The sequence below is a fragment of the Microbulbifer donghaiensis genome, assembly GCF_900129095.1.
GTDB classification, from domain to species: domain Bacteria; phylum Pseudomonadota; class Gammaproteobacteria; order Pseudomonadales; family Cellvibrionaceae; genus Microbulbifer; species Microbulbifer donghaiensis.
Genome location: NZ_FQVA01000001.1, coordinates 1,803,774 through 1,815,324 on the forward strand (window position 1 = coordinate 1,803,774; position 11,551 = coordinate 1,815,324).

The 11,551-nt window shown below is 55.4% G+C and carries 7 protein-coding genes and 1 riboswitch; of the genes, 3 read left to right on the forward strand and 4 right to left on the reverse strand.

Features of this window, described 5'->3' with window-relative positions; translation table 11 throughout:
- The first annotated feature begins 15 nt into the window (after positions 1-15).
- A complete protein-coding gene (locus BUC36_RS07630; RefSeq protein WP_073273317.1) occupies positions 16-990 on the forward strand; it encodes a questin oxidase family protein in 975 nt (324 codons plus the stop codon).
- Positions 991-1,380: 390 nt separating this feature from the next.
- On the opposite strand, the gene BUC36_RS07635 is transcribed toward BUC36_RS07630, so the two are convergent.
- Both BUC36_RS07635 and BUC36_RS07640 read right to left on the reverse strand, forming a co-directional pair.
- Positions 1,381-4,299 carry a TonB-dependent receptor gene (locus BUC36_RS07635; protein ID WP_073273319.1) on the reverse strand — a complete coding sequence of 973 codons (2,919 nt, stop codon included), beginning with the start codon at positions 4,297-4,299 and terminating at the stop codon, positions 1,381-1,383.
- A 777-nt stretch (positions 4,300-5,076) separates the two neighbouring features.
- Positions 5,077-5,778 carry a glutamine amidotransferase-related protein gene (locus tag BUC36_RS07640; RefSeq protein ID WP_073273321.1) on the reverse strand — a complete coding sequence of 234 codons (702 nt, stop codon included), beginning with the start codon at positions 5,776-5,778 and terminating at the stop codon, positions 5,077-5,079.
- A 194-nt stretch (positions 5,779-5,972) separates the two neighbouring features.
- On the opposite strand from BUC36_RS07640, the gene BUC36_RS07645 reads away from it, so the two are divergent.
- Complete coding sequence (locus BUC36_RS07645; RefSeq protein WP_073273323.1) at positions 5,973-6,707, forward strand: OmpW/AlkL family protein; 735 nt, start codon at positions 5,973-5,975, stop codon at positions 6,705-6,707.
- A 719-nt stretch (positions 6,708-7,426) separates the two neighbouring features.
- On the forward strand, positions 7,427-8,395 hold the full coding sequence (locus tag BUC36_RS07650; RefSeq protein WP_159436000.1) for an AraC family transcriptional regulator: 969 nt from the start codon (positions 7,427-7,429) through the stop codon (positions 8,393-8,395).
- Between the two features lie 70 nt (positions 8,396-8,465).
- Here the strand turns inward: BUC36_RS07650 and cobO are convergent, their stop codons facing one another.
- Together cobO and BUC36_RS07660 are read right to left on the reverse strand one after the other, a co-directional pair.
- Positions 8,466-9,086, reverse strand: coding sequence for a cob(I)yrinic acid a,c-diamide adenosyltransferase (gene cobO / locus BUC36_RS07655; RefSeq protein WP_073273327.1), 621 nt, complete (start codon positions 9,084-9,086; stop codon positions 8,466-8,468).
- A gap of 119 nt (positions 9,087-9,205) precedes the next feature.
- Positions 9,206-11,032: a TonB-dependent receptor plug domain-containing protein gene (locus tag BUC36_RS07660; RefSeq protein ID WP_073273330.1), complete on the reverse strand. Its 1,827-nt coding sequence runs from the start codon at positions 11,030-11,032 to the stop codon at positions 9,206-9,208.
- A gap of 295 nt (positions 11,033-11,327) precedes the next feature.
- A riboswitch (cobalamin riboswitch) is annotated at positions 11,328-11,488 on the reverse strand.
- Between the last annotated feature and the right edge of the window lie 63 nt (positions 11,489-11,551).

Genomic DNA, 11,551 nt, shown 5'->3' on the forward strand with positions numbered 1-11,551 from the left:
CAGTAGGCACCGACCATGAGTATCACCCGCTACTGCGCGGAATTGCTGGAAGCAGCCAGCCGCTACCATGTCCGCTACGGCGACCGCCTCGCCAACCACTTGCCGATGGTACTGATCGCGCTGGACAAGATGGGAGCCAGCCGAGAGCAGCTACGGCACGCCTTCGACCGCTCCGTTCCACATCTCGAACGGCCCGAGTTCCTGCCCCCGAAGTCCAACGTATCGATCGCCGAGTGCCGCAATCGCGAAGAGCTGTTTCCCAGCGCGCTGCGCTATTACGAAGTCCAGATCAAACAGCACGGTATTGGCGAATGCCTGCGCCGCGAATTGCCGCCATTACTGCCGGCAATTGCCAGCGCCGCCTTCCACCCGTTGATCCGTACTGCCTACGGCGTAGACGCCGATCACCAACAAGAGGTTGCCGCAGGGCTGGCTTACTGGAATCTCGAATATCACACACTGCCCGCCAGTGAAGAGCGGACCAGCGAGCATGCATCGGAAATATTGCCGCGTTTGGCCGAGCGATTTCCGCTGATCTCGCTGGCGCCCGGAAATATTGCCGACCATATGAAGTCAGTGACGCAGCAACGCGGCTGGATGGATACTGCAATTCAGCCGGAGCAGCTGGGGCTGGAGGATATTGCGCGAGTGGCGATCGACGCCTACTGCGGAACGAGGGAATTCACGTTACTGCACGGAGTGACCGGCTGTCATGCACTCAGGTTGGTATTGCCCTATTGCCCAGAGCCTGAAACTGCACTGCGTTATTTCTGGGAGGGGCTGTCAGTAGCCTATCTAAGTACCGGCCCGAAACAAATCACAATTGTGGATAGCAATGAAGAACTTCCCACATGGAAGGGAGTCAGGAAGAAGGCCTGCGATAGTAACGATGACCATGTCATCAAACTCTGTTACAGCTGCTGGCAGGAATGTGAACACTACTCGGCGAGGAATTACCAGATTGCCGCCAGCTCCGCGGCGGACTTTTAACTGAACTAAATTTACCTGATTCGACTAACGTAACCTTAACGCTCAGGTTTCTCTTCCAGGGTAACTCTCTACTGTCACTGTTCTCTAGTTAAAGCAATTTCTTTTGTTCTGCCAGCCCAATAAAAGGGCTCATCGCACTTTAACAGGACAACAACTACTTCGTCCTGAAAATCTAGACGGCGTTTTCCGGCAAAGTACGCTGAACCTAAAAAAAGCGAGCCTCAAATGAGGCTCGCCCTGTGTCTGCTGAACTGTGAGGCAGCAGTGGCCATGTGGCCGGTTTCTTTAGGGAAAGATAAGCCCCCCAATGAATAAAGCTATTCTTACTTCTTATCGTTCAAACCGGAAACCCCAAACGAGCTTGTAGCTTCCGGAAAGCCTTTCAGCAAGTTAGAAGTTATAGCTAGCAGTGAAGCGAACAGTCCTCGGCTTCTGGAAACGAGTGGGCGTTTTCCAGAAGGGATTCGGGTTCATACCACCGTCTTCGCCGAGCTCGTCCACCTCTGTAGCCGTGTCTGAGTCAAACACGTTGAAGATATCCGCTTGCAGAACCACTTCGGAACTGTCGGTGAAACCGCTTACCGGAATTGCGTAGCGTGCCGTCAGGTCGAAGTTGAAGATATCGTTTGTACGGCCGTGACTGCCTCGCGGCTGCAGCTCGCCACCACAGTACATGCCTGCGGCACCGTAGGCTCCGGCGAAGGGATCAATAGAATCGGGCACAACACCGATACAGTTGATGGGACGACCATCCTGAGCGGTGAAGGAACCACCTAGCAGCAGACCATTGTCAAACTGATAACTGGCCCAGGTTTTCATGACCCAGCGGCGGTCGTTCGGCAGGTATCCATCCATACCGTGGGTGAGGCCGGGCTGGTCGAACGAAGTGGTAATGCCGGCGTCATCCTGCGCGTTGTCAGACTTCACGTAACCTTCGTGGTTACCTTCAGACTTGGACAGCACCAAGGAGCCACCCATCATCCAATTGCCATCCCACTCACGATCGAAGGTGAATTCCAGCGCCTTATAGGTACGAGTGGCTTTCGGGTAACCCAACTCTCCTGCAGAGAATTCGAAGGGGCCATCGAGAGTGCCATCGCCATCCACATCCAGGTTGACGTTCATATCAAAGCCAGGATTGGTCAGTACATACCAGTGGAAGCCGCCACAGAAGCTCGGATCACACAGACCGCGATTCAGCACAGCCGCGTCGATAGCGACGTCTTCGATGGTGCTCTTCAAGTCGCGGTATACACCACGCACGCCGAAATTCCAGCTGTCGCCGACATTCCACTCGTAACCCAGGATGAACTCGTCCTGGTACATTGGCTCAATGTTGGTGTCGAGGATTTCCGATGTGTCGGCAACGGTACCGTCGCCGTAGACAACGCTATCCAGCAAGTTGGCTTCGTTGTATATCGGTGTCCAGTCCGAATTGATGCCGTCCAGCTTGTACCAATCCGCAGTGAAATACTCAGCACCGGCCATGCGAATATTGGTATTCGCGGCAATCGGCAGGTAGTAACGTCCATAGTTGGCATAGATGCGCGAGGTTGCATCGCCAGTCGGGTCGTAGGAGACACCCAGTCGCGGAGCCCACTGGTTGTCGATTTTGATAAAAGAATCGCCTTCGGCATTCTTGTTATCGAACGACTCGTTACGGATACCCGCATGCAGGGTCAACTGATCGTTGATCTGCCATTCATCCTGGATATACAGCGCTGACGCGACGGTTTCGAACTCGCCACCCGACTGGTAGACACGCTTGCGCACATACTCATCGCCCTCTTCGAGCAGGCCAGCAGTAACAAATCCGTTGGATGCGGAGGCTTCATAATAACGGTAGTAAGCCCCACCGGAGTATTGCGTCACATCGGTGGCAGTATTGATTTCGTGATCGATACCGAAGCGGATACTGTGATCGCCGAGATACATATCAACATCCAGACGGAAAGCTTCACGCTCGTCGTCTGCCATTGATGTCTGGAAGGACGCCCAGTCGCCTACCGGAATCAGAGTCCCCTGGCGGTCGTCATAAATTGCCGGGAATGCGTCCGCGGAGCTGGTTGTACTACGCGCATATTCATTCATCCCCCATTGAGCGCTGACTGTCACCCAGTCGTTCATGACCCCGGTGTACTTGATCGAGTGGTTTTCACCGCCACGGAAATACTCAGTAGTTCCAGGTTCACTTGTGCTACTCGGATCATTGGCCCGGTTTGTTTCTTCCTCTACGCGGGTATCATCGAACCCGGTATATTCCAGCGTGTGACCATCGGCGATGATGTAATCGAGCTTCACGCCCCAGAAGTCGTTCTGCCAAGAACTGTCGTAATTACGACCAGCAATATCCAGGTCGCCGCCATTGAATTTGTCGGTTGCCTGGGGTGCGTACAGCGCATAGTAGAACAGCTTGTCTTGAATGATGGCGCCACTTGCCCACATAGCGTAGGTAACCTGGTCCAGCTCATCGCTCTTGTTACTAGCACCGCCTGCAGTGTCCGGGGAGGATCCCTGTAGAGAGCCCGGCTCCCAGATGACCTTGACCCCACTTTCAAACTCGTTACCACCGCGCTTGGTAGTGGTATTGATTACACCGCCGATAGAGCGGCCAAATTCGGCGTTATAACCACCGTTCTTGACCTGGACAGTCTCAATGAAGTCAAAAGGAATCTGGCTGCAGCCGAGACCATTTCGGAAGTTGGTAATGTTCAGGCCATTGACGAAACAGGCGTTTTCCGCAGCAGAGGCACCGCTGATCGCCGGCGTAGCCACGTCATGGTTATTTGCAGCAAATGATTGGTCCGCGGCAACGGCGCTTGGAGCCATCAGAGCGACAGAGGTGAGGTCGCGTCCCAGAGGAATCTTTGCTGCCAGGTCGCTGGTATTAACTACGAAGTCTTTGACTGCAGAACTGGTATCCACATCCATCTGCTTACCGACAACTTCCAGCTCCTCAATTGTGCCGGCCCCAGCAGCGACAAGATTAAACGTGGTCTTGCCGCCCAGGCCTACTTCCACGCCTTTTTGCTCGGCAATAACCAGGCCATCCTTCGTGGCTACAATATCGTAGACACCAGCGGCAATCGCCGGGAAACGGTACTCACCGTCACCGGTGGTAACAAAAGTTCGGGATATACCCTGCTTTTGGCCAGTAATAGTAATGGTTACGCCGGAAGCATTTGCCCCATCAGCTATAAGTGCTCCCCGCAGGTGACCCCTAGTATCGTCCGCAGCATAAACGGGAGCTGACAATGCAGCGCCCACAGCTATAGCCAGCAGACTCTTACGGAAGGTGGACTGAATCATAGTATCGTCCTCTTGATCGTTGGATCGTTTTGTTTGTTATTGGTTAGCGGCCACCCCCCAGCGGCCACTTTTTTTCCCAACACATTGAATTCAACGAACCAAACGGATAATCCCCGACCCGAAAAATGTGAACCACATCACATTTTTACGTTTTTTTAGACAGGCCGAAGTTAATTTGAGCCCAACTGCATTGACAATCCGCACTTACCGAAGACAAAAAATCATTGTAACCAACTGTTTTTGTTAATTTTTTTTGATTAAGGCCGCTCTTGCGACTTAAACCGCTTCTGGTTTGAGCCCCTGGCAGCCCACTACCAACATTTTTTCTGCCGGACTCCTCCGGACATTTTTACAGCGGACATGACATCCCCATACAACCGCTACCAGATGCCTTCATGTGTAATCACGGCTCTTATGTAAAACATATGGCCGCGGCTCTAGCAGAGCTTGCACAGAAATATAGAGGAAGGACTGATCATCATTGCTATTAACAGCAACGAGTTTAATAGCGACCCAACGTAGTGCCAGAAAGTAGCGGGGACGCTCGGAACCGCCTGTAGGTCAGTTTTTTTCCTGTACGGTCGTGACCACAAGCTGATATACCGCGGACAGTTTGACAGTAGCCGGCCCGGTAACAACAAAGAGATTAACGAAAGTGACCTGCGCGCGGCGGCGGATACCAGGCTGGGGGAGAAACCCAGCTAGAACCAAGGGCCTTCGCTGGGCTGGAATATCAAGTGGAAGTGAGGCGGGCACTGCCCGCCTGCAAAAGAAAGGTTACTTACGCAAAAACTCCACCATCCACCTGGCCACGGCACTCTCGTGGATGTCGTTCTGCAGTGAGGCATGCCCCTTGTCCGCCAGTTCCTCGCCGAAGGCCTCGCGGCGCAGTTCCATCAGGCTCTTGGAATAGGTTTTGGTGAATTCCGGGTGGGCCTGGAAAGTGAGCATATGGTCGTCCACCTGCACCATCGCCATTGGGCAGAACTCGCTGGAGGCCAGTACCTTGGCGCCCGGCGGCAGCTCCTCGACCTGGTCCTGGTGGCTGACCAGCAGGCTGAAACTCGGCATCGGCTCGGACATCCATGCAGGGGTCTCCTGCATCTCATAGCTGTGTACGCCGATACCCCAGCCCTTGTCAGACTTGCGCGTTTTGCCTCCCAGGGCGTGAGCGATCAGCTGGTGACCGAAACAGATACCGATGGTCGGCTTCTTGGCGTCGTGCAGCTTGCGCACAAACTCCATCAGCGGCGGAATCCACTCCTTGTCCTCGTAGACACCGGTCTTACTACCGGTAATCAGGTAGGCGTCCACCTCGTCGATATTGTCCGGGAAGTGGCCCCGCTGAACTTCGTAGGTCACGAACTCAAGCTCTGGATCCTGGCTACGCAGCAGCTCGGCAAACATCTCCGGGTACTCGCCGAATTCGCCCACCAGCTCCTTGCGCACGTCGTCGGTTTTCAAAACTCCAATTTTCATTATTTCACCGCTGAGTTGACTGCTATCGGTTGTCGATTGGGAGCGCGGATTATGACATATCCGAGCGCTTCAGATCGCCCCGCGCAAATGGCATCTTTCTGTCGCCGCATACAACCAACAGGAGTCGCCCAACTGAACCGGTGTCTAAACTGACTAGTGGAAGCCCCTCCTCGTAGTTCACGGAGCGATCGCAAATGAAATCCACCAGCCTCCTCGCCGCCGCCCTGGCACTGGTCCTCGGGGCCGGCCAGGCCTTCGCCGATTACGAAAAGGGCAGCATTATTCTGCGAATGGGCGCCGGATTAGTGGACCCCGACGATGACTCCAATTGGCTGCGATTAGATGGCACCCAACTTCCCGACACCCGTTTGTATGTCGACGACGGCGAAAGCGCCACCATTACCGGCACCTGGCTATTTGCCGACCACTGGGGACTCGGTCTGCTGGCCGCCTTCCCGTTCAATCACGACCTGAAAGTCTCCGGGCTGCCGGATCCCGCCGGGGGGACGCCGCTCGGACGCATCAATCTGGGCGACACCGATCAACTGCCGCCGACACTCACAGTGCAGTGGTTCCCGGTCTGCGTGGAGTCCTGGGTCCAGCCCTATGTGGGCCTCGGTATCAATTACACCACCTTTATGGACGAGAACATCAGTCGCACCGCAAATGACTACTTCATGATGGTGCTCGGTGCCCAGGCCGGTGCCCACCTGAAGCTGGACGACTCCTGGGGACTGGCTGGCGAGCTCGGCATCGACATCGCCCTCGGCCGCGAGAGCCGCTGGCTGGTGAATGCCGCCGTCTGGTACCTGGATCTCGACACTGAGGCGAGAATTCGCTTCCCAACCAATTTCGGCCGCACCGTCATTAAGACCGACATCGATTTCGATCCCTGGGTCTATTCCGTGGGCATCGGCTATCGCTTCTAAGCCGTGCGAACTGGCGCTGACCTAGCCAACACTGGCGGGGTGGCGCCAATACAGCAGGAACCCCGGATATCATCAGGGACTTCCAAATTTTCTGCGCGATACAACGCAAAAAACGCTCGCTTCACCTGATCGCACAGTTTCTATACACAGCTGCGTATGATGAATTTTTGTTTCAAGTGCATTGCGCCTCCCGGGAAAAATGAAATATGTGCCACCACCAATGAAACAAATATTCCAAACTAATGGTGAAATTTAGACTATTTTTCTGGCGCAACTTATTCCATGCACCACCAAACGTAACTGAATGTCACCACTCGCCAACAAACTGTCCCAAAAAAACGAGTAATATCCTGTGACTCTTATTAGCTTATAACCAAAGTTAATAAAGCATTCGCCGGTGTTCGTGCACGTTTGGCGTTTGTTAGCGAGCTTATTGAAATCCGCCACAAGAAAAATCTATTCATTGCGGGTGATAAGTCTCAGCGATATCGGAACCGGGGTATTTATTCCAGCTCATCACAACAAAAACTTTTAGCAGAATTAACAAAAACACGCTGCCACAACGGACGACCCGATGGATCGCTCCGGCAGAACAAAACTCGCTCCGGCACTTCCGGAGCACACTGGGAACTCACAGGAAAATGACTCAGCTGATAAAAACCGCTTCATTGACGGGGTTTTATGAATTGGTTACTCGGCTCAACGGAAATCCAGATGCCTTGCTGAGCAACTTCAATATAGATCCGGATACGGTAAAAAATCTCGAAGGCGTATTGCCGCTTAACACCACGATAAGACTGATCGAAGAGGCATCACGGCAACTGGACTGCCCGGACTTCGGCCTGCGCATGGCACAGTACCAGGGGTTAATGGTATTTGGCCCGCTGGCCGCTTTGGCGCTGAACACTCCGACGGTCGAGAGTGCGCTGCGCCTGATCATCAACAGCCTGCACTATTTTACCCGGGGACTGCGCATGGGGTTGGATAATGACAGCGCTAGTAACTGCCAGCAGCTTTGGTTCGAGCCGGAAGCGGGTCTGCCAGCGCTGCGCCAGAACCAGGAGTTGGTGCTCGGCGTCGCCCATATGGCCCTGAAAGTGCTTTATGGCGATGGCTTCCGCCCTCAGGCTGTTTTACTGAAAGCTGCCGAGCCCCTGCACGATAGATACCAGGAATTTTTTGGTGCCCCAGTATATTTTTCCCAGGAGCGCGACGCTCTGGCACTGAGCCCGCAGCACCTGGAACAAAAGATCCCACAGAGCGACCCACTGCTGCAGCAATATCTAAGCCAATACATCGGCGAGGCGCTGCAGCATGAGCCGATGGAGCTGCAAAACCAGGTTGAACTGCTGATCCACCGCCTGATGCCAATCCAGCGTTGCAGTCTGCAGGAAGTGGCAAAGCAGCTGGGTATGCACAAGCGCACACTACAGCGCCGACTCAGCGATCGCGGGGTAATTTTCGAAGAGCTGCTCGATAATATTCGCCGTGCCCGTACCGAAAGCTACCTGTCCGAAGCGGAAATGCCGATGACCCAGATCGCGGCGTTACTCGGCTACCGCGAACAGAGTTCTTTCAATCGAGCCTGCCGCCGCTGGTTCAATGCTACGCCGCTGAAAGTTCGACGGCGACTACTGCAATTAGCAGCTCCCGAGCTTGCGCAACCTTGCGAAAGCGAAAGCTGCTGAAATAATTCGTGAAGATTGCTGATTCGGCAAATTATTTTTTCCGGATCGGCACTTCAGTCATTCCGGCGGGCTACCACTCTATTCCCTTGCGGGCCGCGATACCTTCACTGAAGGCGTGCTTGAGCGCGCGCATTTCGCTGACCGTATCGGCGATATCTTTAAGATACTGCTTGGCACCGCGGCCGGTAATCACGACCGTCTGCTGTAGTGGTCGCTGTTGAATCGCCTCGACGACTTCCTGCTTGTCGAGCCAGTGGTAATTCAATGCATAAGTGAGCTCGTCGAGCACGACAAGGTAGGTTTCTTCATCTTGCAGTGCCACCCGGGCTTTACTCCACAAGGCGCGCGCAGCGGCTTTGTCCGCGTCGAAATCCTGGGTTTCCCAGGTGAAGTCGGTTCCCATCTCATGCCAGTGCAGCGAGTATTTTCCCTCGGGAAGCTGTGTGAGCAAGTTCTTTTCCCCGCACTCCCAGACTCCCTTGATAAACTGCGCCACGAAAACACGGTAGCCATATCCCAGTGCGCGCGTGACCGTACCTATAGCCGCAGTGGTTTTCCCTTTGCCGTCGCCGGTATAGAGAATAACAGTGCCGCGTTCTTCCAGTGCGCGGGCCACGCCTGCGTCGACAATTTTCTTGCGCGCCTGCATCCGCTTCTTGTGGCGCTCGGCTTTGTCTTCGGGTTCAGTCATGGGAAAGTTTTTAATCTGCCGCCGAAAGGAATTGCAGTAAGGCCAAGGGCGGGTTGGGTTGGGTTAGGTAAAGGGAGCGGACGGACAAACCCGTACCGCCCCGGTACAGCGACAATAGATTACAAACTCAGCTGCACACCGGCGTAGACAGCCGCTCCGGTAGTGTTGAAGCCAGCCACTTCACGGTAATCCTCGTCGAGCACGTTTTCGCCGCGCAGCGTCAAACGCAGTTTCTGCGTCAGTCGGTAAACGGCGTTCAGGTCCAGTTTGCCGTAGTCGTCCAGCATTTCGCCACTGACATCCAGGCGGTCCTCCACCTGCTGCCAGTTGCCGTTCAGCATCAGCCGGTCTTCGAACAGGTAATAACTGACGCCGAGATTATAGACCCTTTGCGGCACCTGTAACCGCTGCTCGCCGGTGGTGTCCACGGCGTCAAGCCAGGTGCCGTTGAGATACCAGTCAAAACGGTTGCCGACCTTGCCGCCCAGGGACATCTCCACGCCCTGGGACTGACTCTCACCGTCGTCCTGGCCATAGGCACCCCAGGTACCCAGCGAGTAGTCATAGACAATCGCATCAGTGATTTCCTGGTCAAAATATACCAGCTCCAGTTGCATCAATTGAGCCAGTTGATATTCGACTCCCAGTTCGAATCCGCGGCTGGTCTCCGGACCCACCGCCTCGACACCTTCGGCGAGGTTGAGACTGATCTCGTAGGGGCTCGGAGCGCGGTAACCGGTGCCGAAACTCGCGCGATACTTCAGTTGCTGCTGTTCACCCAGCAAAACCGGGTAGGCAACGGATGCACGCCAGCTATTGTGATCTTCGGTTTCCAGGCTGTCGCGGCGGTAACCCAGCGTATAGAAAAGTTTACCGGCCAGATCGCCGCGCCACTCGGCAAACAGGCCCAGGCTGTCGATATCCTGGTCGCTGTAATCGCTGCTGAATTCCTGCTGCTCGTATTCGCCGCCCCACAGCAGCTGCCCGCCGGCCAGGTCACTACTGGCGACATAGTTCAGCTCGGCGATGGCGCCATCCACGGCAAAACTGCTCTGCCCGGAAGCAATGGTGTCGCGCTCAATTTCCTGGCGCGCAACGGCCAACTCATGAGCGATGGAGCTTGGCTTGTAGTTGCCGGCGAGACGATAACTGGTCTGGGCAAACTGATCCTCGCAGGCATTGGTCTGCAAAAAGTTCGCGTCAAAGCAGCCATCGTATTCCGACTCTGCATCTGTGTGCCGCATCTGCCCTTCGACAGAAAATTTTTCGCTGAACTGATAGCCCAGTCGCGCACTGCCAGAGAGATTGTCGTAGCCGTCGCGCTCGCCGCTGATATCGCTCTCGCGGCTGTTGAAACCGTCGCTGGATAAATCGGCGAGACTCAGATCGTAATCCCACTTCTCATGGCTGCCACCCAGCTTGGCACTGGCTTTGCGGGAGCCGTAACGGCCCGCCTCCGCACCCAGCTGCACACGCAGCGGTTCACTGGCTTTCTTGCTGATGATATTGATCACGCCGCCGGCGCCGGCGCCGTACATCATGCCCTGCGGACCGCGCAGCACCTCGATACGTTCGATATCGGCCGACTGCAGGTGCTGGAACTGCGCGCCGACTTGCGGTGCCGCCGGGTCGGCGATATTCACGCCGTCCAGAAGTACCAGGGTGCGGAAGTTACTTTCACCGCGCAGGTAGACAGAGCTGACCTTACCGGCACCGCCATTGTTACTGACAGAGATACCCGGCAGGGTGCGGATCACATCCAGCAGGCTGCTGTAGCCGAGGCGCTCGATATCCGCGGATGTCATTACAGAAACGGAAACGCCGACCTGTGCTTTCGGTATTTCCACACGGCTGGCGGTGACCGTCATCTGTTCCAGCTCATCGGCAACAGACAACAGCGGCTGGCCGGCGGCAATAAGGGCCGCGGCGATAAGAGTTTTTTTCATGGTGAATCCCCAATCTCGAAAGTGTTCGCAGAGCACCTATAAAACCGCAACGAGCGGGTGGCTGGTGGTGGCCGCCGGAGCGCAGGGAGCGGAGTGTACGTGCAGTACATGAGCATTCCGAGCACCGCCGGACGCCGTCAGACGCACGCGCAGTAGGGTTTAGAGGTGCCTTGCGGATTGAGGGAGGGTGTATGCAATCGGTGCGCGGTGATACTGGCGGCACACAGACCAGACAAAGCCCTCCGCTTTATCCTCCGGCCGAGACATGCCTCCGCAACAAGGACTGGGGGGCATGTCAGGGCTATCACCGAGGGCCGGTATCGGGCTTACCGCGATTGCGCGGTTTACCGTTGCGGGGGCAGCGCCGGACTCTGTGTTGAAGCACATCACCGGACTTCCCGTTTACCCCAGCCAAGTGCAAAAGCACTGCTGGGCACCCACGGCGGGCGGCAGTATAGCAGCGGTTAGTGATTGGTGGTTAGTAGTCGGAATTCCATGTAGGAGCCTGCGTGCAGGCGA

Bases quoted from the DNA above. Each gene is read 5' to 3' on its own strand.
- BUC36_RS07635 (WP_073273319.1), bottom strand. From the start codon at position 4,299: ATGATTCAGTCCACCTTCCGTAAGAGTCTGCTGGCTATAGCTGTGGGC.
- BUC36_RS07630 (WP_073273317.1), top strand. From the start codon at position 16: ATGAGTATCACCCGCTACTGCGCGGAATTGCTGGAAGCAGCCAGCCGC.
- BUC36_RS07640 (WP_073273321.1), bottom strand. From the start codon at position 5,778: ATGAAAATTGGAGTTTTGAAAACCGACGACGTGCGCAAGGAGCTGGTG.
- BUC36_RS07660 (WP_073273330.1), bottom strand. From the start codon at position 11,032: ATGAAAAAAACTCTTATCGCCGCGGCCCTTATTGCCGCCGGCCAGCCG.
- cobO (WP_073273327.1), bottom strand. From the start codon at position 9,086: ATGACTGAACCCGAAGACAAAGCCGAGCGCCACAAGAAGCGGATGCAG.
- BUC36_RS07645 (WP_073273323.1), top strand. From the start codon at position 5,973: ATGAAATCCACCAGCCTCCTCGCCGCCGCCCTGGCACTGGTCCTCGGG.